This is a genomic window from Natronomonas sp. EA1 (assembly GCF_051195035.1).
Classification (GTDB): domain Archaea; phylum Halobacteriota; class Halobacteria; order Halobacteriales; family Haloarculaceae; genus JBNTJV01.
This window is the reverse complement of the sequence record NZ_JBNTJV010000003.1, coordinates 332,917-353,874: the sequence shown is the minus strand read 5'-3', so window position 1 is coordinate 353,874 and position 20,958 is coordinate 332,917. Positions and strand designations below refer to the sequence as shown.

The following is a 20,958-nucleotide window of genomic DNA, read 5'->3' as shown; positions in this document are numbered from 1 at the left end:
GAGCGAGGAGCTCGCGCCCCGAACGGCTCGCTGGAGCCGCTGGTACGTCTCGCCGTCTCGTACTGGTGTTGGCCGTGCAGCTCGTACGCTTATCTGAACCCGGCCAACACGTCCGCCACCGTCACCACCTCGGCGAACTCCCCCTGCAACTGCGCCAGCGCGACTCGATGATTGGTCTCCGCGTCGATTGCCTCCCCGTCCAGTTCTCTCCCGAAGGTCGCCGTCGCGTCCCGGACGATGGCGACCTCGAACCCGAGGTTCTCGGCCATCCGGGTCGTCGTGGAGACGCAGTGGTCCGTCGTGAACCCACAGACGACGACGCGCTCGACGCCCGCGTTCCGAAGGGCGTCCTCCAGTCCGGTCCCGATGAACCCGCTGTTCACCGACTTCTCGAAGGTCGGCTCTCCCGCTTCGGGCTCGCCCTCGGGCTTGAACGCGAAGCCCGGCCCGTCGGGCCGCAGGGGTGACCCTTCCTCCGTCGAGGCGTGCCGGACGTGAAACACGGGGGCCCCAGCGGCACGGAAGCCCGCGAGGAGCGCGGCGATGGCTGCCTCCGCGTCGGGGTTGTTGCGCGTCCCCCACGCGGGGTCGTCGAACCCCGTCTGCACGTCGATGAGGACGAGACCGGTGGTCATGCCCGTCCTTTCACCTCCAGCGAGTAAGCCCCGTCGAAACCGTTAATCGGGGGCCGGGCGGACTCCGGGTGTGACCGCACTCGCCGTCTCCGTCGTCGACTCCCTCCTCGGGAGCCCGCCCCCGGACCTGCTGCGACTGCTCGTCGTCCCCGTCTTCGGGTGGGCCGCCTACCGCGATATCAAGACGAGACGGGTACCGAACTGGACGTGGCCCCCGCTCGTCCTCCTCGGGGTCATCGCCCTCGCGTGGGAGACGACCCTGCTCGCGGACGCCGACGCCTTCCGGACCCGGCTGTTCGCCATCTCGGTGGCGGTCTCCCTTCTCCTGGTCGCCCCGCTCGGCTACGTCTTCTGGCGCGTGGGCGGGTTCGGCGGCGCGGACGCGAAGGCCATCATGACCCTCGCGGTGGTGTTTCCCGACTACCCGGTGTACTTGCTGCCCGCGGGGACGCTCCCCCTCCACCCCGCCCCCCTCCGGGTGCTCTCGCTCACCATCCTCTCGAACACGGTGGTGCTGGGGCTCGCCTACCCGCTGTTGCTCGCGGCGCGGAACCTCCTTCGCCGGCGAATCGCCCTCCCGATGGCCGTCGCCCGGCCCGTCTCCGTCCCCGAGGTGGCGGAGACGTACGGCCGGATTCTGGAGACCCGCACGGGCTACACCCGCTCTGGGCTCGACATCGACGCGCTGCGGATGTACCTCCGGTGGCGCGGCACGACCCTGACCGCGCTCCGGGAGCGCCCCGACGCGTTCCGCGACGGCGACGCCATCCCCGCACCCGAGGAGCGAAACGACCCCGGGGACGGGGTGCTCGCGGGCGCGCCGGTCACCGACGGCGGCCCCATTCCCGCCGTCCGCCGTATCGACCCGTGGGGCGCAGAGGCGTTCCTCGACGACGTGGAACACGCCTACGGCACCGACGCGGAGACGCTCCGTGAGGGGCTCGAGACCCTCGTCGCCAGGGAGACGGTGTGGGTGACCCCGGGTATCCCGTTCGTCGTCCCGATGTTCGTCGGGCTCGTCGCCGCGCTCACCTTCGGCGATATCCTCGTCTATCTCCTGGGGCTGGCCTGAGTCCCCGAGTCGTCGGCGGAAAGCCCTTTTTGACTCCCCCTCCGAGTGGGGGCATGGACCTCGATTTCAGCGACGGCCTCATCCCCGCCGTCGCGCAGGACGCCGACAGCGGGGAGGTGCTCATGCTCGCCTACGTGAACGAGGAGGCGGTCGAGCGCACGAAGGAAACGGGCTACGCGCACTACTACTCCCGCTCGCGCGAGGAGCTGTGGAAGAAGGGCGGCACCTCCGGCCACACCCAGGCGATCGAAGAGATCCGCGTGGACTGCGACCGCGACGCCCTCCTGTATCTCGTCGACCAGACGGGCGGAGCCTGCCACACGGGCTACGAGTCCTGTTTCTATCGCACCATCGACGGCGAGGTGGTGGGTGAGAAGGCGTTCGACCCCGACGACGTCTACTGATGACGGAGGTCGCGACGGAGCTCCGGGAGGCCGCCGCGGAGTACGAGCGGCTGCGCGAGCGGGCCGACGAGACCGAGCACATCGACACGCTCGCCGACGCCTACGAGCGGGTCGAACGCACCCTCGACCAGTACGAGGAGCGCGCCACCGACTGGGACGACTTCGAGGGGTACGTCCGCTTCCGCGAGGCGCTCGGGAAGGTCTACGCCGACCTCCCCGACGCCGTCACCGAGCGCGAGGCGTTCGAGGCCGCGGACGAACACCTGACGACGGGGGTCTCCAGTGTGCTCTCCGAGAGCGACTTCGAGCAGGCGCGCGAGGCGCTCGCCCCTGCCCGGGAGCGCGCGGAGCTGCGCGAGGACCTCGCGGAGGCGCGCGAACGCTACCGGAAGGCCCGGGGCCGGGCCGAGGCCCGCCGGTCGGAGCTCGAATCGACCCTCGAACGCAAACGGCGACTCGACGCCATCGACTTCGACGCCCCCGTCGAGCGCCTGCGCGACCCCATCCAGGCCTACGACGAGGCCGTCACCGGCGCGTTTCAGGAATACAAACACGACGCGCCCGCCCGCGAGGTGCTAGGACTCGTCGAGCGGGCCGCCTCGTTCCCCTTACTCGACATCGAGGCCCCGCCCGACCGGCTGCTCTCGTTCGTCCGGGTGCAGGACGTGGGGGAAGAACCCATCCCGAAACTGTTGGAGTTCGCCGACTACTCCACCTCGAAGCTCTCGCACTACGTGGACGACCCCGGCGAGCTCCGGGGGGCCGTGGCGACGAACCGGACGTATCTCGACCGCCTCTCGGGCGAGCCGTTCACGGTGGGCTGGCCCCCGATGACGGCGGGTGAGCTCCGCTACTTCACGGAGGAGGTGGAGTCCGTCGTGCGCGCGTTCGCCGACGAGGAGACGCTCGCGGCCCTGCGGCGGGTTCGCGCGCTCGCCCGCGACCCCGACTACGACCACCTCAGAGAGAGCGCCGTCGCTCGCGAGGAGTTCGACGAGGACGCGACGGTCGCGGACGACACGGAGGCCCTCGAAGCGGAGTTGACGGAACTGGGGTCGGCGCTCGCGGACTGCCCGGGGCCCTAGGCGTTCTTCTTTCCGGCGCGGATGGCCTCGGTGGCCCCGACGGCCAGCTCCGTCGCCCGCGTCTCTTCCCGCGCCTCGGCGTACACTCGGATCACGGGCTCGGTGCCGGAGGGCCGGGCGAGCACCCACGCGTCACCGTAGTCGAGGCGGTAGCCGTCGATGGTCGTCGGCGTGGCGTCGGCCGACTGGGCGTACTCCTCGGCTGCGGCGAGCATCGCGTCGCGTTCGGCGTCGGTCTCGTAGTGGATGTTCTCGCGGACGTTCGCGTAGCCGTCGTAGGGGGCGACGACCTCGCTCGCCGGCTTCTCGGCGAGGAGCTCGAGGAACTTCGCCGCGGTGAACGCCCCGTCGCGCGCCAGTCGATACCGGGGGAACAGCACCCCGCCGTTCCCCTCGCCGGCGATGGGGACGGTGGCTCCCTCGGCCTCCAGCTCGCGGATCCGGGTGATGATGTTCGTGCTCCCGATGGGGGTGAGCTCGAGCGTCGCGCCCGTCGCCTCGGTCACGTCGACGAGCCGCTGGGAGACGTTCACCGCGGAGACGGTGATATCGCTCTCCGTCAGCTCGGCCGCGGCGAGCGCGGCGAAGGTGGCGTCCCCCTCGAGATAGCTCCCGGTCTCGTCGTAGAAGATGGCGCGGTCGGCGTCGCCGTCGTGGGCGATACCCACGTCGGCGTCCGACGCGCGGACGAGGTCGCCGAGGTCGCCGAGGTTGGCGGCGACGGGTTCGGGGTCGCGGCCGGGGAAGTGGCCGTCCGGCTGGGCGTTGACGGTGACCACCGCACAGCCGAGCTCGCGGAAGAACTCGGGGCTCGTGAGACAGCCCGCCCCGTGGCCGGGGTCGAGCGCGACGGTGAGGTCGGCGGCGGCGATCGTCTCCCTGTCGACGGCGTCGAGCGCCTCCGCGACGTACGCGCGGCGGGCGTTCTCCACCCGGCGGCTCTCGCCCGTCTCATTCCAGGGAACGGTGTCGAACCGCTCGGCGAGCAGGCGCTCTTCGACGCGTTCGAGGCTGTTCCGGGTGAGCTCGATGCCGTCCGCGCCGATGAGCTTCACGCCGTTGTACTCCGGCGGATTGTGACTCGCCGTGATCATCACCACGGGGACGCCTGCGCGCTCGGCGTACGCCTGTGCGCCCGGCGTGGGGACGATGCCGATACGGTGGACGTCCTTGCCGACGCTGGCGAGGCCGCTCGCGGCCGCGTCCGCGAGCATCCGCCCGGTCGCCCGCGTGTCGCGCGCGACGGCCACGGTATCGGAACCCCAGACCGACCCGGCCGCGAGCGCGATGCGCTGGACGAACCCGGGCGTCAGCTCCTCGTTGGCGACGCCGCGGACCCCGCTCGACCCGAAGACCTTCATAGCCGAGTTCCGACGGGGCCGAAGTTAGGAATTGCGACCCGGAACCCGTCGCCGCGGTGATGAAAACGCCTTTTCGGGCCGCGCTCTCGTTCCCGATATGAGCGCGGAGAAGGACATCTCACTGGAGGAGAAGCGCGTCTACGCGGCGAAACAGGACGCGACGGACGTGTTCGTCGCCACTGGCGCGGGACTGGCCCGCGTCACCGTCTCGGCCGACCTCGTCGGGGAGTTCGGCCTCGAGTACCGGGGGCCGTGTGTCGATGTCACCGCTACCGGCCGTGTGGCGATCGCCACCCCCGAGGACGTGCTCCTCGCCGGTGAAGACGGCTTCGTGGAGACGGGGTTCGGCCCCGCGAGCGCGGTCTCCTACGGGGAGGAAGGGCTCGTCGCCGCGGGCGATGGCCGCGTCGCGACGCGGGAGGAGGGGGACTGGACCACGCTCGCGGAGATCGACGACGTGCGCGCCATCGACGGCGACCTCGTCGCCGCGAAGGGGGGTGTGTTTCGTCTCGACGGCACCCACGTCGGGCTCTCGGCGGTGAACGATATCGCGGTCGGCGAGGAGATCTGGGCCGCGACCGACGACGGGCTCTACTGGCTCGGCAACGGCTGGATGGACGCGCTGGAAGGTGAGTTCACGGCCGTCGCCACCGCGGGCGACCGGGTCCACGCGGCCACCGCGGAGACGCTCTACGAGCGGGCCGACGGCGAGTGGCGCGAGGTCGAGGCGCCCGCGGGCATCGTCGACGTGGGCTACGGGGACGCCGTCTACGCCGTCACCGAGTCGGGGACGTTCCTCGCGGACGCGGGCGACGGCTTCCGCGACCGGCTGCTCGGCCTGCCCGACGTGCGGGCGCTCTCCCCGCTCGTCTGAGACGCGCCCCCTCGCGCCCGCTTCGCACACGCGGGGCGAGGAGAAACGTTTGTATCTGTGCCGCAGGGATGGGCGAGTATGATTATCCCCGGCTCTGCGTCCCAGTCGCTCGCGGCCGCGCTCGCGACCGAACTGGACGAGCCGCTCGCGTCGGTGGAGTACGAGTCCTTCGCCGACGGCGAACTCCTCGCCCGCGCCCCGGACGTGAGCGGCGAGCGTGCCGTCGTCGTCGCCGCCACCGACTCGGCGCGCGCACACGTCGAACTGCTCCAGCTGCAGGAGGTGGCCGACCGCCACTTCGCGGAGGTCGTCACCGTCATCCCCTACATGGGCTACGCCCGGCAGGACCAGGCGTTCCGCGACGGCGAGCCGGTCTCGGCCCGTGCGGTCGCCCGCGCGGTCTCGACGGGGACCGACCGCGTGCTCACGGTGAACCCCCACGAGCCGGGGGTCTGTGACTTCTTCACCGTCCCCTGCGGGGCCGTCGACGCCGCGCCGATGCTCGCCGAACCCCTCCCGTCGCTCGACGACCCGCTGTTCCTCGCGCCCGACGAGGGGGCGACGGCGCTCGCGGAGACCGTCCGCGATTCGTACGGAGGCGGGGAGACGGACCACTTCGTGAAGGAGCGGAACTACGACACCGGTGAGGTGTCGATGACGCCCGCCGCCGCGGAGACCGCGGGCCGCGACGTGGTGCTCGTCGACGACATCATCGCCACGGGGGGGACGATGTCCTCGGCCATCTCCCAGCTCGCGGACCCTCGCGAGGTGTTCGTCACCTGCGTCCATCCGATGCTGGCGAAGAACGCGCGGACCCGACTCGCCACCGCGGGCGTGACCGCCGTCTACGGCACCGACACGCTCGAACGGCCGGTGAGCTCGGTCAGCGCCGCGCCCGCCATCGCCGAGCGCCTGTAGCCGCCGCGAGCGCGGCCAGCGCACTCACCGCGGCGAGGACGCCGAGGCCGCCTCCGTCGCCCGCAGTTGGTGTCGCCGGTTGGGTTCCGGGTGTACCCGTCTCGGCCTCGTCACCAGCTGTCGGGGTCCCGGTCGCTCTCGACCGGACGACCACCGTCACCGTCTCCTCCCGTGCCGTTATCTCGTGTTTTCCCGGCTCCGTGAGCCGCAGGCGCGTCTCGATCTCTCTCGTGGCACCCGCGTCGAGCTGCACCCGGTGGTCGGCGACGGGCGTGCCGTCCACCGAGACGGGGACGCTCCCGTCGGCGGGCCGGTCGGGGGCCGCGACGGTCGTCCGGACGACGAACGACTCGTCGGGCGCGACGCGGGCAGGGGCCTCGACCGCGACGACGCGCGGGCTCGCGGGGAACCGCACGTCGACGGTCTCCGTCGCCTTCCCGACCGAGAAGCCGTACTCGCCCGCGCTCCCGAACGTCTGCGGGAAGGTGAGCGTCCGGGCCGCCCCGGCTTCGAGGAGCCCCGTCTCGTTCGCCACGCGGGTCCCGTCACGCCGGAGGACCGCCCGGAACTGCCCGGCTTCCGTCCCCGTGTTCTCCACCCGAACCGCGAGGGTGAGCGTCTCGCCCGTCACGGCCGTCGTCCCGGTGTCGTTTCGGTACGGCCCCGCCCGCTCGTAGGGGGGCTGGAAGGCGTAGGCGAACTCCGGATTCGACCCGAACGCCGCGAGGTGCGCCTCCCGTGTCCACGTCTCCGGCGTCGCGCTCGTCGTCGTGTGCTCGCGGAGGAAGGCGGCGAGGTCATCCCCGCCGAGGCCCCCTGCCGCGTCGACGAGGTCGGCGTTCGTCACGTTCCGGCCGTTGTACCGTCGAAGGAGGGCGTCGTAGCTGCTGCCGCGCTGGCGGAGTCGGTAGTCGAGTGCCCCCACGACGAGCGCACCCTTGTCGTAGGGGGCGAGTATCGTCCCCCACGTCGACGGCTCGGCGAGCACGACGTTCTCGTAGCGCGCTCGCTGTCCCAACTCGAGGTGCCTGCGGAACTGCTCGTAGTCGATCTCGCCCGCGCGGTAGGTGAGCAGCGCGGCGTAGTAGTCCGCGGTCGCCTCCGTCACCCACCGCGCGGAGTCGTCGGCGCGGTAGGTCTGGCGGGTGTGGACGTACTCGTGGACCCAGACGTTGTTGGGGGCGTCGAGCCGGCGGTCCGCGACCGCCCAGAAGTCCGCGTCACCGCGCTGGAGCCCGGTGGAGCCCCAGGCGACCGAGGTGGGGGCGGCGATGACCGTCACCCGGTCGTCGCGCGGGCCGATGTCGAGGGCTGCGGCGCGCTCGATGGCGTCGAGGATGTCGCTCGGGGATTCGGCGAGGTCGGCCGCGTCGGGGACGACGAGCCGGAGCGTCTGGCCCGACGCGGTCCGGTTCCGGACGGTGTGTGCCCCGAGGAACACGAGGTCCTCGCCGACGACACCCTCGCCAGTGACGACGACGCGGCTGTCGAGTGTCGGCTCGTCGCCCGTCCCCGAGTAGGCAATACCCACACGGGGAACGGGAACGATGGCCCAGTCGCCCGTGTCGACGTACCGATAGCCTCCCCCCCGCGCCCCCGACCGCTCGCCCGAACTGGTGCGGTTCGCGGGCAGGGTGTAGGTGAGCGTCGGCGTCCGACTCCTGCCCGTCCACGCGTACCGCTGGGCGGTCCGGCGTTCGAAGCCGTCCGTCGCCGTCACCGTCGCCTCGCCGGGGAGTCGGAGGGTGAACTCCTGGACGCCGCTGGGGAGCTGGATGCGGGCCTCGACCGCTATCTCGCCGGGCGTCTCCGGGGTGAGAGAAACGGTGAGCGTGCGTTCGAGCGTCGCCGTCTCCGCCGTGTCTGCCGTGTCCGCGATGGGGATGGCGGCCGCTGGCGCGGTGAGCACGAGGAGGGTGAGCAGGAGGGGGACCGCTCGGTTCACTACCACCCGAAACGGGTGGCGGTGGATTAGTCCTTGCGCGCGAGTGCGATGGTCATCGAGACGCCCTCGACCGCCCACTCCTTCTCGAGCCCGTCGTCGGCGTCACCGAACTCGGTGCGGGTCTCCTCGGTGATGAGGCTCTCGTGTTCGCGGACGAGGTCGGCGACCCGCTCGTCGGCGATGTCCACGCTGAGGACGGCCTCGGCGTCCAGCTCGAGGTCGAGCTCCTTGCGCATCTCCTGGACGCGGCGGATGACCTCGCGGGCGTAGCCCTCGCTTTCGATCTCCTCGGTGAGCGCCGTGTCGACGTAGACGACGCCCTTGTCGTCGCCGGCGACGCGGAACGGGGTGCCCGACACCCCCTCGGGGGTCTCGGTGACGAACTCCACCATCTCCGGGTCGAGGTCGACCTCGCGGCCGAGTTCGTCGGCGACGGCCGCCTCCAGCGTCTCCAAGGATTTCTCCGAGACGGAGACGGCGTTGAGTGCGTTCATCACCTCGCCCGCGTCCCCGCCGAAGGCGGGACCGAGGACGGACATGTCGGCGCGGGCGGTGTAGGAGAGTTCGCCCCACTGCTGGCCGGGTTCGACGAGTTCGATCTCCCGCGCGTTGAGCCGTTCGCGGAGGAGCGCACGCTGGCGGTCGACGGCGTCGGCCGACTGCTGGTCGTCCGCCGCGACGACGACGCGCGTGACGGGCCAGCGGAGTTTGCGCTCGGCCTGCTGGCGGGCGTTCGCCCCCGCCTCTTCCACGGCGCGCACGACCTGCATGTCCGCCTCGAGCTCGGGCTCGTACCACGCCTCCTCGAACGCCGGGATGTCCTCCATGTGGACGGTCGGGTGGCCCGACTCGCCGGTGAGCGTCCCGTAGATCCGCTCGGAGATGAACGGCGCGAACGGGGCGACGAGCGCCACCGTCTCGCGGAGCGTGTGGTGGAACGTCGCGTACGCGGCGGTCTTCGAGTCGGAGTCGGACTCCTCCCACATCCGTTCGCGGACGACCTGGATGTAAAAGCGCGAGAGGTCCTCGACGACGAAATCGAGGAGGGCATCGAGCGCCTCGTCCTGTCGGTAGCCCTCCCACGCCGCCGCCATCTCCTCTTTGACGGTCTGGAGCCGGGAGAGCAGCCAGCGGTCGATGCTTTCGAGTTCGCAGTCCTCTAACGCGACGTCCTCGGGCGAGAAGCCGTCCATCCGCATGTAGGGAAGGGGGAAGCGGAACACGTTCCAGAGGATGTTGAGGTTCCGCTGCATCTTCGCCATCTCGTCCCACGAGAAGCGCATGTCATCTCCTTGGGGATTCTGCGAGAGCAGGAACAGCCGCATCGCGTCGGAGCCGTGCTTCTCGATGGCTTCCTGCGGTGCGACGATGTTCCCGATGGATTTGGACATCTTGCGGCCATCTTCTGCAAGCGCCCAGCCGTGCATGAGGACGTTCTCGTAGGGGATCTCGCCGAGCGCGGCGGTGCCCATCCCGAGCTGGGACCAGAACCAGCCGCGGGTCTGGTCGTGCGCCTCCATGATGAGGTCCGCGGGCCAGAGGTTCTCGAAATCCTCCTCGTTGGAGGGGTAATCGAGGGTGCCCCACGACGCCACGGAGGAGTCGAGCCAGACGTCGAACACGTCCGGGACGCGGGTGTAGGTGGTCCCGTCCTCGGTGATGGTCAGCTCGTCGACGGTGGGCCGGTGGAGGTCCACGTCGGCGGGGTCGACGTCCTGGTCGACGCGCTCGGCCAGCTCCTCGCGCGTGGCGACGACGATGACCTCGTCCATCTCTCCACTCCAGTCCTCCGGCGTCCAGATGGGGATGGGAACGCCCCAGTAGCGCTGCCGGGAGACGTTCCAGTCCGGCGAATCCTCGACGAAGTTCTTGAACCGGTTGTCCCGCGCCTCCTGCGGATACCACTCGCTGTCGTCGATGTTCTCGAGGAGCTCGTCTTTGATGTCCGTGACCGTGATGAACCACTGGTCGGTGGCGAGGAAGATGATGTCCGTGTCACACCGCCAGCACTGGCCGTAGTCGTGGACGTAGCGCTCGGAGGCGAGCAGGTGGCCGCGCTTCTCTAAATCGGCGATGATGTCCTCGTTCGCGTCGCGGACGAACGTTCCTGCATATTTCCCGGCGCGCTCGTCGAACACGCCGTCGCTCTCGACGGGACAGAAGATCTCGAGCCCGAGTTCGAAGCCGCGCTCGAAGTCCTCCTGCCCGTGGCCGGGCGCGGAGTGGACGAGCCCCGTGCGGTCGACCTCGACGTAGTCGGCGTGGTAGACCTCGCCGGCGCCCTCGAAGTCGGGATAGGTGTCGACCGCGTCGGCGAGCGGGTGGTCGTACTCCCAGCCGAGCAGCTCCTCGCCTGTGAGCTCCTCGACGACCTCGTAGTCGTCGTAGCGGCCCTTCTTCAGCACCTCCTCGACGACGCCCTCGGCGAGATACAGCACCTCGCTCTGACCATCCTTCTCCGCGCGAACCGCGTTGTAGGTCACGTCCTCGTCGACGGCGACGAAGGTGTTCGCGGGGATCGTCCACGGCGTGGTCGTCCAGATGACGAGGCTGCCCTCTCTCCCCTTCAGGGGGAACTTCACGTAGATGGAGGGGTCCTCGACCTGGTGGTACTCGACCTCGTTCTTCGCGATGGCGGTCTCACACCGGGGGCACTGCGAGATGGAGCGTTTCCCCTGTTCGACGAGTCCGCGCTCGTGGGCCTGCGCGAAGCCCCACCACGCGGCCTCCATGTACTCGGGGGAGACCGTCTTGTACGGGTTCTCCCAGTCCATCCAGACGCCGAAGGACTTGAAATCGTCCTGCAGGCCCTCCAGTTGCTCGTCGGCGAAGGCCTTGCACTCCTCGATGAAGTTCTCCATCCCGAACGCCTCGATGTCCTTCTTGTTCTCGAAGCCGAGCTCCTCCTCGACTTTCGTCTCGATGGGGAGCCCGTGCATGTCGTAGCCGGGGCGGTCGGTGACGTTGTGGCCCGTCATCCGCAGATAGCGGATGTAGGCGTCCTTCAGCGACTTGTTCCACGTCGTCCCCATGTGGGCGGCCCCGGAGGTGTACGGCGGGCCGTCGACGAAAAAGAAGTCCTCACCGTCCTCGCGGTGGCGTTTCGTCTTCTCGTAGGCGTCCACCTCGTCCCAGTACTCGAACACGCGCTCCTCGAGCGGGTCGGGGTCGTACTGGTCGGCGACCTCCTCGAATCGTTCCATGCCCGAAGGCTCTCTTTCCTGCCTAAAAGACGAATCGGTCTTGCAGGCCCGACGCCCGGCGATACCGCAGTTACGCGAGCGCGGCGCGAACCCGGGGTGCGAGGCGGTTCTGGGTGACGAGCAGGGCACCCGCGAGCGCGACGAGGCCGATGTAGGTGAACCACAGCGCCATCGCCGTGTCGGTGGCGAGGGCCGCCGCGCCGACCCGTTCCGCGCTGAGGCCGATGCCGGCGAGCGCGATGGTTGCGAGCAGTTCGACGAGCACCGTGAACAGTTCGGCCCCCGTTTCGAGCAGTCGTTGCATGCCTCCTCATCTGCCAGCCACCGATAAGGGGCTTTCGTGTTCGGGTGTGACTGTCTATCGCTCGCTCTCGAAACGTTGACGTTCCCCGTCGTGTTTCGGGCGTGTATGGGCCGGTACGGCAACATCGACTATCCGACGGTGACGAAACGCGGATTCCTGCTGGGCGTGGCGCTGTTCCTCGTCGGCGCGCTCGGCGAGACCGTGGGCGCGGCGCTGTTCGGGACGCTTCCCGACTGGGAGGTCACGCTCTTCTTCGAGATGGAGGTCGTCGGCGTCCTGCTGTTCTTCCTGACGCCACTGCTCTTCGGCGTCGTCCTCCCGCTGACGGAGTGAGCGCGTTTCCCGACCCCGACGAGCGAAACCCCCTCGCCGCCGACTGCCGGCGCTGTCCCGCGCTCGCCGAGGCCCGCACCTGCATCTCCTGGGGCGTCGGCCCGCTGGACGCGAGCCTCGTCGTGGTGGGGGAGGCCCCCGCCGCTGGTGACCCCGAAGCCGACCAATGGAGAGGCGGGAACCTCACGGGAATGGCCTACACGAACCAGGTGTCGGGGAAGAAGATCCGGACCCTCATCGCTGATCTCGGGTACGCGGAGGACTGCTACTACACGAATTCGGTGAAATGCTTCCCACCCGATGGCGAGGGGTCGAACCGCGAGCCGACTCCCGAAGAGTCCGCGAACTGCCGGCCGTATCTCCTTCGAGAAATCGAACAGGTCGAACCAACAGCCATCCTCCCCACCGGCAAACACGCCACGCAGTCGCTGTTCGACGCGGCCGGGCGAGAGCTCGACGGCTTCCTCGATACCGTCCTCACGCGCTACGACCTGGACCTCGGCGCGCCTGTCATCCCCCTCCTCCACCCGGCCTACCAGGAGCTCTGGATGGCCCGGCTCGACCACACCCGGGAGTCGTATCTCGCGGCCATCGCCGAGTCAATCCGCGGGTGAGAGGACGCTCCGGACCGTCACGCCGGTCTCGCGCCCGTGGAGCAGGAGCGCACAGACGAACGCGCACACCCCGGCCAGCGCGGCGATGCCGAAGGCGACGCGATAGCCGAGGACGGTGTACACCCGGGCGCCGTTGATCACCTCGCCCGTCCAGTAGGTGTCGAGGACGACGCCCATCGCGGCGGGGAGGACGGCCGCGCCGAAGTAGCCGAGACTGTTGATGACGCCCGTGACCGTCCCCGCCACGTCGGGGGCGTGGCGCTCCTTCGCGACGGTGAAGGAGAGCGCGACGGCCCCGTTGGCGAACAGCGCGAGGAAGAGGACGAGGCCGACGACGGGGAGCGGGGGGACGACGAGCAGGGTGGTGTAGGCGGCCGTAAACAGCACGGTGCCGCCGACGATGAGGCTCGTCCGCCGGCTCAGCCGATCGGAGAGCGCGCCGAACGCCGGCGAGCCGAGGACGAAGCCGATGTTCCCGAGCAGGACGTACAGCGAGGCCTGGGCGACGGACACCTCGTACGTATCCACGATGAAGGGGACCCCCCACAGCCCGAGGACGGTGAAGTTCGTCCCGAGGGTGAAAAACAGCAGGGCGCCGAGCAGCCACGTCTCCGGCTCACGGAGGACGGTGCGGGTGTTCGAGAGCACCTGTGTGAGGTCGGCAGTCTCCTGTTCGTCGCCCCCCGCGCCCTCGTAGCCCGCACGCCGGGGCGTGTCGCGCACGAGCCCGGCGACGGCGACGGCGAGGACGCCCGTGACGGCCCCCGTCGCGAGCAGGGCGGCCTGCCAGCCCACCGCATCGAGCGCGAGCGCGAGCGGGGTCGTCGCGAGGACCCCCCCGATGCCCGCCGCGGCGATGGTGAGCCCGGTCATCGTCGCGTACTCGTCCGGGCGGAACCAGCTGGCACAGAAGCGCAGCGTGGCGATGTAGAAGACGCTTCCCCCGAGGCCGATGACCCCGCGGGCGAGGAGCGCGGCGGTGAACGTCTCCGTGGTGACGAACCAGCCGACGCCGAGGGTCATCACGGCGAGTCCGGTCGCGACGACCCGCCGGGGGCCGTACCGGTCGACGATGAGCCCGGCGGGGAGCTGGAGCGCCGCGTAGATGTAGAAGAAGGAGGCGTGGAGGAAGCCGAGTTCGCTCCCCGTCGCGTCGAACGCGCGGGCGAGCGTGTCCGCGAGCACCCCCGTCGCCGTCCGGTGGAAGTTCAGGACGAGGAAGGCGATGGCCAGCAGGCTCCAGAGGAGGAGCCGCCGCCGCTGCATGCTGACGCGTGGCATATCTCCTCCCTCCGCGGGCGGCCGTATAGCTGTGGGGGTGGCCACGGATTTATGCTCCTTGGTATCGCGTCTCGTAGCATGTACGACGACGAGGTACTCGACCGGCTCACCAGTCAGCTCGACCGGGTCCGACAGTACGACCTCTACGCCGACCTCCCCGCGGTGGAGACGTGGGCGGACTTCCACGACCTGCCGTATCTCACGGCCGCGGAACTGGAGGCCGACTACGAGACCCACGCCCCCACGGGGTCGTGTCACGACGAGGCCGTGATGCTCTCGTTTACCCCGATGGGTGAGGACCTCGCCCCCGTCTTCGACACCGACGACGACCTGCGGTGGCAGGCCGAGGCCAACGCCGCCGTCTTCCGGGAGGCGGGGATCGAACCGGGCGACCGGGTGCTCAACACTTTCGGCTACCACACGTTCGGGACGGGGATCATCGTCCACCGCGGGCTGGAGGCGCTGGGGGCACAGGTCATCCCCGCGGGCCCGGGCGACAGCGAGGGGGCGGCCGCGACGGTCGAGCGATACGACGTCCGGGCGGTCGTCGGCAACCCCTCCTTCGCGAAGAAGGTCGGGGAGGCCGGTGCCTCCGTCGACGTCTTCGTCGGCGCGGGCGAGCCGTTCACCTCGATTCCAGGCCAGCGCGAGGCGGTGAAGGAGGCGCTCGACGCCGACACCGCCGTGGACTACTTCGGCTCCCGACAGATCCTCCCGGTCGCGGCGGAGACCACGGCCGAAGACGGCCTCGTCGTCCGCGACGACTACGCGCTCGTCGAGGTCATCGACCCGGACACGGGCGAGCGGCTCCCCGCGGGGGAACGCGGTGAACTCGTCTTGACCCACCTCCGGAAGGAGGCCTGCCCGCTCGTGCGCTACCGGACGGGCGACCTCGCCGAGTTGGAGGTCCGCGACGGCCGGGTCGTCCTCCCGAACGGCGTCGTCGGTCGGACGGACGAGCGCTTGAAGGTGAAGGGCGTGAAGGTGTACCCCGAGAGTCTGGGCACCGTGCTCGCGGGCTTCCCCGGACTCACGGGCGAGTACCGCATCGAGGTCACCCGACCGGGGTCGACGGACCACCTCGCGCTGACGGTGGAGGGCGAAGCTGATGAGAACGCGCTCGCTACCGCGGTGAAGGAACGGCTGCTCATCGCCCCGGACGCGCTCACCATCGTCGAGTCGCTCGAGGAACCGGGAATCGTGGACGAGCGGTACTGAGTCGAGCGGTACGACTCAGGAACGCTCGCCGAGGAACCGCTCCGCCGTCCCTTTAAAAATCGCGCGCTGTGCCCCTTCCGAGAGCGTCCGCGAGAGGAGGTGCTCGCGCTCCGCGGCGTAGTCGTGGGGGATGTTCGGGTAGTCCGAGCCGTACATGATGCGGTCGGCGTGTTCCTCGAACACCTCGGTTGCGATGGAATCCGGGTCGAAATCCATGTATCGCGGTGCGGCGCTGCTCATCGAGAAGCAGGTGTCGAGGTAGGCGTTGTCGTACTCGTCTAAGAGCGCGATGAACGCGTCCTCCTCGAAGGTGCCCATGTGGGCGCAGGCGGCTCGTACGTCGGGATACGACTGGAGGAACGACTCGAACTGGTCGACGCCCACGTGCGGCGAGTCCTCGAACATCGGCGCGGTGCCGGCGTGAAAGAGGATGGGGCGGTCGTACTCGCTCGCGAGCTCGAAGGCGGGGTCGAGCCGTGGGTCTGCGGGACCACAGCCCTGCACGGGACACTGGAACTTCAGGCCGCGTGCGCCGCGCTCGAACGCGCGGGTGACGACCTCGGCCACGTCGTCCTCGCCGTGGACCGTCGCGAACGGGACGCACATCTCGCTCTCTTCGGCTTTCGCAAGCACCCAGTCGTTCAACTCCGCGGCGATATCCGGCTTGTGGGCGTACGGCAGCGCGATGTAGCGTTCGACGCCCGCGTCGGTGAGGGTCGCCTCGATGTCCTCCCGCGCGGTCGAGTGGGGGAACTCCCACCCGGCCGCGTCGTTGAGCGCCCTCCGGATGGCGCGCATCAGGCGGTCGGGCATCAGGTGGACGTGGCAGTCGATGGCGGGTGCGAAGCTCATTTCGCTCCCTCGTGCTGGAGTAGGTCGCGTTTCTGGTCGAGGCCGCCGTGGCCGGAGTAGCCCCGGAGGCTCCCGTCCGCGGCGACGACGCGGTGGCAGGGCACGATAATCGGGACGGTGTTGCGACCGCAGCCACCGCCGACGGCGACGGCCGCGGTGTCCAGTTCGGCCGCGAGTTCGCCGTACGTTCGTGTCTCCCCGTACGGAATCGCCGACATGGCGCGCATCACGCGCCCCGTGAACGTGTCGGGGTACTCGATGGGAAGGTCGAAGGTCGTCCGTTCTCCTCGTGTGTACTCGTCCAACTGGGCCTGTATCTCCTCGGGCGTGGCGTCGATGGCGTCCGTGTCGATGTCGACGCGCTCGCCGAGGACGGTGAAGCGGTGCAGTTTCTCAGCGGTCAAGCTTGTACACCCCCTTTGCCGTGGCGACGGTCCGGCCGTCGGACGTGACCTGCACGTCGGCGACGCCGACGGTGTTCCCCCGGCGGACGACGGTGGCCTCTCCTTCGAGGTCGGCCTCGCCCGCGTGGGTGAGGTAGTCCACCCGCAGGTCGATGGTCGGCGTGTAGCGACCGAGCGCCCCACAGAACGGGGCCGCGCCGGTGAGGTCCGCGAGCGCGGAGAGCACGCCGCCGTGGATGGCGGGCACCTCGGGGTTGCCGACGAGCGATTCCTGAAAGGGCCAGCGCGTGCGGGCCCCCTCGCTCGTGGCCTCCAGCACCTCGATGTCGTTTTCCCGGTGGAAGGGGAGGTCGTCGTACAGTTCGCGCGCGGCGGCGGTGTGGTCCATAACTCGGGAAAGATGGCCGGGCTAATAGGCGTACGGCCACTTTCGCAGGTACTCCTTCACCTGTCCGAGCGCGGCGAGCACCCCCTTCGGCTCGACGGCCAGCACCACGATGATGATGACGCCGAAGACGACGGGGATGAGCGCGGTTGCGTCGCTCGCGACCGCGGAGAAGACATCCCGGAGGAAGTCGTTGAGCAGGTCCACCACCCCCACACCGAGCAGGGCGCCCCAGACGCGCCCGAGGCCACCGAACAGCAGCATGACGTAGTGTTCGAGGGTGAGACTCAGGGTGAAGAAGTCGGGGCTGATAAAGCCGATTTCGAACCCGAACAGCCCACCCGAAACGCCGATCATGAAGCCGCCGATGGCGAACGCGAACAGCTTGTTCTTGAAGACGTTGATGCCGAGCACGGCCGCGGCGAGGTCGTTCTCATGGACCGCACGGAACGTCCGACCGATGCCCGACCGCGAGAGGTTGAGCGAGAGCATCACGAACACCAGCATCGCGACGAGCGCGAGGAAGTAGACGCTCTGTCCACCGCCGACGGGGGCGATGTCGCCCACGAGCCCGATCTCGGTGGGAAGCGTCTGCTGGGTGCCGCCGTGGATGAACTCGGCGCGGTCGTTCGTAAAGAACCACTCCGAGATGAACTGGAGTGCGAGCGTCGAGATGGCGACGTAGAAGCCCTTCACGCGGAACGAGGGGAGCCCGAACAGCACGGCGACGAGCGAGGCCATCAGGCCCGCGACGATGAGCGAGGGGACGAGCCCCGCGCCCGTCGTGAGCATCCGGCTCGTGGTGTACGCGCCGATGGCCATGAACGCCCCCTGCGCGAGGACGATCTCCCCGGCGTAGCCGAGGATGACGTTCAGGCCCAGCACCGCGACGGCGATGATGTACATCTGTGTCAGGAGTGATGTCGTCCCGCCCCCCAGCACGAACGGCAGGAGAAACGGGATGGGCAGTGCTGCGACGAGGGCGATCCGCTGGATGCGCCAGCGGAACAGCCCCATTCTGGACTCGTAGGAGGTGAAGTACTCACCGCAGGGCATGGTTCACCTCGGGATTGCTTTCGTGATTCATAATCTCTCGATTCGTTCCGTGCCGAACAGGCCGTACGGTGCGACGACGATGACGAACAACAGGAAGATGAGCGGGAGGATCTCCCCGAAGCCGGGCCCGAAGTTCACGAGCCCCGACTCGCCACCTTCCAGATAGAACGTGCCGAGCTCCTGTAAGAGCCCGACGACGATGGAGCCGATGAACGCCCCCGGCACGCTGTCCAGGCCGCCGAAGACGACCGCGGCGAAGATGATGATGCCGACCGTCTCGATGGTGAACCCCGCGCCACCGGCGGCCATGGCGAGCAGCATCCCGCCGACGGCCGTGATGGCGATGGAGATGGTCCACGCGACGACGATGGTCCGTTCGATGCTCACGCCGAGCACCATCGCGGCCTGCTGGTCGGACGCCGAGGCGCGGAGGATGCTCCCGGACACGGTGTACCGGAAGAACACCATCAGCGCGACGACGACGACGAGCGAGAGCAGGACGCCGAGCGCGAACGCGGCGCTCATCTCCGCGCCGAGCGGGAGCGACACCGACCAATCCGGGCGAAGCGCCGCGGGATAGCCGATGAAGTTCGGGCCCGCGAGGAAGCGCAACAGCCCGGAGAAGATGCCACCCAACGCGAGGGTGACGATGATGACCGAGAGAATCGGCTCCCCGATGAACTGCCGCAGGACGACTCGCTCCAAGAGGTATCCGAGCACGACCCCGAGCACGATGGTCAACAGGACGGCCACCCACGCGGGCAGGCCGAGGCCGATGACCGTCGGGGCCGAGAAGATGACGACCCCGTACGCGCCCACGAGCGCGAGCTGGCCCTGCGCGAAGTTGAGCACGCCCGTCACCTTGTAGATGAGCGAGAAGCCCATCGCGACGAGGGCGTACAGCGCGCCCAGCCCGACGCCGGAGACGGTGATGTCGAACAGCGTGGCGATGTCCACCATTACTGTTCCACCTCCGGCTCCAGCGGCTCTGCCACGTCCACGACCGCCATCCGGCCGTATTCGGTCGATTCTCGCCCGTCCTGATAGGTGATCGTAACGTCCATCTCGATTTCGCTCTCGCCGGCGTAGATGCCGTCGATGAGCTGTTGGTACCGGTTCGTGACGACCTCACGCCGGATCTTTCCAGTCCTCGTCATCTCCCCGTCGTCCGCGTCGAACTCCTTGAACAGGATGAGGAACCGCTCGATGGGGTCGTCGAGGTCCGCGTTGGTCTCCGCGACGACCTCCCGAAGGAGTTCCAGCACGGGCGGTTTCTGCGTCAAATCCCGGTAGCCCGCGTACTGGATGTCGCGCTGGTCGGCCCACTCCGCGACGTTGTCGTAGCGGATGTTGAGCACGGCCGCGAGCGACTCGCGCCCGTCGCCGACGACGAGCGCCTCCTTCACGTAGGGGTTGAACTTCAGTTTCGCCTCCACGCTCACGGGGGCAATCGCGGTGCCGTCCGTGAGTTCGAGCACGTCGTCCATCCGGTCGAAGATCTTGATGTGGCCGTCCTCCGTGATGGCCCCGAAGTCGTCGGTGTGGAGCCACCTTCCGGGAGAGTCAAGCTCTCCCGACTCCCCGCTCGCTTCGCTCGCGGGGACGTCCACGAGGGCCTCCTCGGTCTTCTCGGGCATGTTGTAGTAGCCCGAGGTGACGACGGGCCCGCGGACGACGAGCTCGCCTTTCGGCGTGATGCCGACCTCGACGTTCGGGAACACCTGTCCGACGGTGTCGACCTGGATGTCGTCGTCGCGGTGCATCGTGACGAAGCCACACACCTCCGACTGCCCCCAGATCTGCTTGAGGGGGACGCCGAGCGCGTGGTAGAAGGAGAAGTGTTCCTCTCCCAGCGGGCCACCGCCGGTGTAGACGTTCTTGGCTCGCTTCAGCCCGACCTTGTCGAGGATGGGCCGGTAGGCAATCCAGTAGTAGAGCCAGTGTTTCGCCTTCAGGCTCGTGGGCATCTCCTCGTCGGCGTTGTCGCCGGAGACGTAGTCGGCGTACTCGTGGCCGACCTGCATGGCTTTCTCGTAGACGAACTTCTTCAGGCGCGTCGTGTTCTCGATCTTCGCCTTGATGTCGGCGACCCACGCCTCGTAGGTTCGGGGTGAGGAGAAGATTATCTCCGGGCCGATCTCCCGGAGGTCCTCCTGCTCCGTCGCGGGCTGTTCCGGGAAGTTCGCGGTCCAGCCGCCGACGAACGCCGCGGCGATGAGTATCATCTGCTCGCCGACCCACGCCATCGGCAGGTACGAGAAGTAGTCCGACTCCTTCGGGAGCGGGTCGATCTCGATGGCCGCGTTGGCGAGGTTGACGAAGTTGAAGTGGCTCAGCTTCACCCGTTTGGGCATCCCGGTCGTCCCCGAGGTCGGGGGGAGCATCGCGGGGCTGTTCGGGTCGATGGCCTCGATCTTCTCCTGGAGATACGCCTCGCCGAGCTCCTCCCGGCGCTCGCGGCCGCGGGCCTCCACGTCCGCGTAATCGACGATTTCCGGGTCCTCGTGGTCGTCGTACCGGAACATCCCCTTGGGGTCGCGGTAGACGATGGTCTCCAGCGAGGGTACGTCGTCGGCGATGAGCAGGAGCTTGTCGACCATCTCCTGGTCCTCCGCGTAGACGACGTGCGGCTCCATGAGCTGGAGCTGGTCGCGGATGTCGTCGGGGAGCATGTCCTCGTAGTTCGGCGCGGCCATCCCGCCCAGCGACTGGGCGGCCATCCACGCCCACAGCTGGTGGGGGCGGTTGTAGCCGATGGTGAACAGCACGTCACCGTCGCCGAAGCCGTACTCCTCTAAGCCGAGCGCGAACGCCTCGACGCGCTCGTAGTACTCCGTCCACGTGAACTCCTGCCAGACGCCGTAGCGTTTCCAGCGCAGGGCGGTGTCGTCGCCGTGTTCGGCGACGTGCTCCGTGAGGATGCTCGGGAGCGCCTTCTCCACGATGTCGATGTCGCCCTCGGGGGCGCTGACGACGCGTTCGACCTCCAGTACGTCCGGGTCCTCCATCGCCAT

Annotated in this window: 20 protein-coding genes; 8 read left to right on the top strand and 12 right to left on the bottom strand. The window is 69.0% G+C overall.

Annotated features, from left to right (window positions below; all coding sequences use genetic code 11):
* Nucleotides 1-89: 89 nt before the first annotated feature.
* The gene (locus ACQUQR_RS11400) at nt 90-635 is read right to left on the bottom strand and encodes a cysteine hydrolase family protein (RefSeq protein WP_435196603.1); all 546 of its coding nucleotides are present in this window, start codon (nt 633-635) and stop codon (nt 90-92) included.
* 70 nt (nt 636-705) lie between these two features.
* Between ACQUQR_RS11400 and ACQUQR_RS11395 the strand changes: the two genes are divergently transcribed.
* Genes ACQUQR_RS11395 through ACQUQR_RS11385 form a run of 3 tightly spaced genes read left to right on the top strand, consistent with a single transcriptional unit; the run spans nt 706 to nt 3,196 of the window.
* Nucleotides 706-1,707, top strand: a complete 1,002-nt coding sequence (locus ACQUQR_RS11395) for a prepilin peptidase (RefSeq protein ID WP_435196601.1) — start codon at nt 706-708, stop codon at nt 1,705-1,707.
* A 53-nt stretch (nt 1,708-1,760) separates the two neighbouring features.
* Nucleotides 1,761-2,111, top strand: a complete 351-nt coding sequence (hisI, locus tag ACQUQR_RS11390; protein WP_435196600.1) for a phosphoribosyl-AMP cyclohydrolase — start codon at nt 1,761-1,763, stop codon at nt 2,109-2,111.
* Complete coding sequence (locus ACQUQR_RS11385) at nt 2,111-3,196, top strand: DUF7118 family protein (protein ID WP_435196599.1); 1,086 nt, start codon at nt 2,111-2,113, stop codon at nt 3,194-3,196. Before hisI ends, ACQUQR_RS11385 begins: the two co-directional genes overlap by 1 nt.
* Here the strand turns inward: ACQUQR_RS11385 and glmM are convergent.
* On the bottom strand, nt 3,193-4,557 hold the full coding sequence (gene glmM / locus ACQUQR_RS11380; RefSeq protein WP_435196598.1) for a phosphoglucosamine mutase: 1,365 nt from the start codon (nt 4,555-4,557) through the stop codon (nt 3,193-3,195). The genes ACQUQR_RS11385 and glmM overlap by 4 nt on opposite strands.
* A gap of 97 nt (nt 4,558-4,654) precedes the next feature.
* Here glmM and ACQUQR_RS11375 point away from each other — a divergent pair, with 97 nt between their 5' ends.
* Together ACQUQR_RS11375 and prs are read left to right on the top strand one after the other, a co-directional pair.
* Nucleotides 4,655-5,431 carry an HVO_0234 family beta-propeller protein gene (locus ACQUQR_RS11375; protein ID WP_435196597.1) on the top strand — a complete coding sequence of 259 codons (777 nt, stop codon included), beginning with the start codon at nt 4,655-4,657 and terminating at the stop codon, nt 5,429-5,431.
* Between the two features lie 78 nt (nt 5,432-5,509).
* On the top strand, nt 5,510-6,349 hold the full coding sequence (gene prs, locus ACQUQR_RS11370; RefSeq protein ID WP_435196596.1) for a ribose-phosphate diphosphokinase: 840 nt from the start codon (nt 5,510-5,512) through the stop codon (nt 6,347-6,349).
* Here the strand turns inward: prs and ACQUQR_RS11365 are convergent.
* From ACQUQR_RS11365 to ACQUQR_RS11355, 3 genes are all read right to left on the bottom strand, one after another.
* The gene (locus ACQUQR_RS11365; RefSeq protein ID WP_435196595.1) at nt 6,315-8,294 is read right to left on the bottom strand and encodes a hypothetical protein; all 1,980 of its coding nucleotides are present in this window, start codon (nt 8,292-8,294) and stop codon (nt 6,315-6,317) included. The two genes, prs and ACQUQR_RS11365, sit on opposite strands and share 35 nt — an antisense overlap.
* A 26-nt stretch (nt 8,295-8,320) precedes the next feature.
* Nucleotides 8,321-11,497, bottom strand: a complete 3,177-nt coding sequence (gene ileS, locus ACQUQR_RS11360; protein ID WP_435196594.1) for an isoleucine--tRNA ligase — start codon at nt 11,495-11,497, stop codon at nt 8,321-8,323.
* A 70-nt stretch (nt 11,498-11,567) separates the two neighbouring features.
* Nucleotides 11,568-11,801 (bottom strand): hypothetical protein, encoded by a 234-nt coding sequence (locus ACQUQR_RS11355; protein ID WP_435196593.1) that lies wholly within the window; start codon nt 11,799-11,801, stop codon nt 11,568-11,570.
* Between the two features lie 105 nt (nt 11,802-11,906).
* On the opposite strand from ACQUQR_RS11355, the gene ACQUQR_RS11350 reads away from it, so the two are divergent.
* Nucleotides 11,907-12,134 (top strand): hypothetical protein, encoded by a 228-nt coding sequence (locus ACQUQR_RS11350; protein ID WP_435196592.1) that lies wholly within the window; start codon nt 11,907-11,909, stop codon nt 12,132-12,134.
* Nucleotides 12,131-12,748 carry a uracil-DNA glycosylase gene (locus ACQUQR_RS11345; protein ID WP_435196591.1) on the top strand — a complete coding sequence of 206 codons (618 nt, stop codon included), beginning with the start codon at nt 12,131-12,133 and terminating at the stop codon, nt 12,746-12,748. The genes ACQUQR_RS11350 and ACQUQR_RS11345 overlap by 4 nt, the downstream gene beginning before the upstream one ends.
* Here ACQUQR_RS11345 and ACQUQR_RS11340 read toward each other — a convergent pair.
* Entirely contained in the window at nt 12,734-14,029 is a 1,296-nt protein-coding gene (locus ACQUQR_RS11340; RefSeq protein ID WP_435196590.1) for an MFS transporter, read from the bottom strand. The two genes, ACQUQR_RS11345 and ACQUQR_RS11340, sit on opposite strands and share 15 nt — an antisense overlap.
* A 78-nt stretch (nt 14,030-14,107) precedes the next feature.
* Here ACQUQR_RS11340 and ACQUQR_RS11335 point away from each other — a divergent pair, with 78 nt between their 5' ends.
* Nucleotides 14,108-15,247 (top strand): phenylacetate--CoA ligase family protein, encoded by a 1,140-nt coding sequence (locus ACQUQR_RS11335; protein ID WP_435196589.1) that lies wholly within the window; start codon nt 14,108-14,110, stop codon nt 15,245-15,247.
* Between the two features lie 15 nt (nt 15,248-15,262).
* Here the strand turns inward: ACQUQR_RS11335 and ACQUQR_RS11330 are convergent, their stop codons facing one another.
* From ACQUQR_RS11330 to ACQUQR_RS11305, 6 genes are read right to left on the bottom strand one after another with little or no spacing between them, the layout of a single operon-like run.
* A complete protein-coding gene (locus ACQUQR_RS11330; protein WP_435196588.1) occupies nt 15,263-16,099 on the bottom strand; it encodes an amidohydrolase family protein in 837 nt (278 codons plus the stop codon).
* Nucleotides 16,096-16,503 (bottom strand): methylated-DNA--[protein]-cysteine S-methyltransferase, encoded by a 408-nt coding sequence (locus ACQUQR_RS11325; RefSeq protein ID WP_435196587.1) that lies wholly within the window; start codon nt 16,501-16,503, stop codon nt 16,096-16,098. Before ACQUQR_RS11325 ends, ACQUQR_RS11330 begins: the two co-directional genes overlap by 4 nt.
* A complete protein-coding gene (locus tag ACQUQR_RS11320; RefSeq protein ID WP_435196586.1) occupies nt 16,493-16,891 on the bottom strand; it encodes a PaaI family thioesterase in 399 nt (132 codons plus the stop codon). Before ACQUQR_RS11320 ends, ACQUQR_RS11325 begins: the two co-directional genes overlap by 11 nt.
* Nucleotides 16,892-16,912: 21 nt before the next feature.
* Nucleotides 16,913-17,944 (bottom strand): branched-chain amino acid ABC transporter permease, encoded by a 1,032-nt coding sequence (locus tag ACQUQR_RS11315; RefSeq protein WP_435196585.1) that lies wholly within the window; start codon nt 17,942-17,944, stop codon nt 16,913-16,915.
* 27 nt (nt 17,945-17,971) lie between these two features.
* Complete coding sequence (locus ACQUQR_RS11310) at nt 17,972-18,904, bottom strand: branched-chain amino acid ABC transporter permease (protein ID WP_435196584.1); 933 nt, start codon at nt 18,902-18,904, stop codon at nt 17,972-17,974.
* The gene (locus tag ACQUQR_RS11305) at nt 18,904-20,958 is read right to left on the bottom strand and encodes an AMP-binding protein (protein WP_435196583.1); all 2,055 of its coding nucleotides are present in this window, start codon (nt 20,956-20,958) and stop codon (nt 18,904-18,906) included. The genes ACQUQR_RS11310 and ACQUQR_RS11305 overlap by 1 nt, the downstream gene beginning before the upstream one ends.

Coding starts and splice junctions, on each gene's coding strand:
- ACQUQR_RS11400 (WP_435196603.1), bottom strand. CDS start 635: ATGACCACCGGTCTCGTCCTCATCGACGTGCAGACGGGGTTCGACGAC.
- hisI (WP_435196600.1), top strand. CDS start 1,761: ATGGACCTCGATTTCAGCGACGGCCTCATCCCCGCCGTCGCGCAGGAC.
- ACQUQR_RS11385 (WP_435196599.1), top strand. CDS start 2,111: ATGACGGAGGTCGCGACGGAGCTCCGGGAGGCCGCCGCGGAGTACGAG.
- glmM (WP_435196598.1), bottom strand. CDS start 4,557: ATGAAGGTCTTCGGGTCGAGCGGGGTCCGCGGCGTCGCCAACGAGGAG.
- ACQUQR_RS11375 (WP_435196597.1), top strand. CDS start 4,655: ATGAGCGCGGAGAAGGACATCTCACTGGAGGAGAAGCGCGTCTACGCG.
- prs (WP_435196596.1), top strand. CDS start 5,510: ATGATTATCCCCGGCTCTGCGTCCCAGTCGCTCGCGGCCGCGCTCGCG.
- ileS (WP_435196594.1), bottom strand. CDS start 11,497: ATGGAACGATTCGAGGAGGTCGCCGACCAGTACGACCCCGACCCGCTC.
- ACQUQR_RS11355 (WP_435196593.1), bottom strand. CDS start 11,801: ATGCAACGACTGCTCGAAACGGGGGCCGAACTGTTCACGGTGCTCGTC.
- ACQUQR_RS11350 (WP_435196592.1), top strand. CDS start 11,907: ATGGGCCGGTACGGCAACATCGACTATCCGACGGTGACGAAACGCGGA.
- ACQUQR_RS11340 (WP_435196590.1), bottom strand. CDS start 14,029: ATGCCACGCGTCAGCATGCAGCGGCGGCGGCTCCTCCTCTGGAGCCTG.
- ACQUQR_RS11335 (WP_435196589.1), top strand. CDS start 14,108: ATGTACGACGACGAGGTACTCGACCGGCTCACCAGTCAGCTCGACCGG.
- ACQUQR_RS11330 (WP_435196588.1), bottom strand. CDS start 16,099: ATGAGCTTCGCACCCGCCATCGACTGCCACGTCCACCTGATGCCCGAC.
- ACQUQR_RS11320 (WP_435196586.1), bottom strand. CDS start 16,891: ATGGACCACACCGCCGCCGCGCGCGAACTGTACGACGACCTCCCCTTC.
- ACQUQR_RS11315 (WP_435196585.1), bottom strand. CDS start 17,944: ATGCCCTGCGGTGAGTACTTCACCTCCTACGAGTCCAGAATGGGGCTG.
- ACQUQR_RS11310 (WP_435196584.1), bottom strand. CDS start 18,904: ATGGTGGACATCGCCACGCTGTTCGACATCACCGTCTCCGGCGTCGGG.
- ACQUQR_RS11305 (WP_435196583.1), bottom strand. CDS start 20,958: ATGGCGATGGAGGACCCGGACGTACTGGAGGTCGAACGCGTCGTCAGC.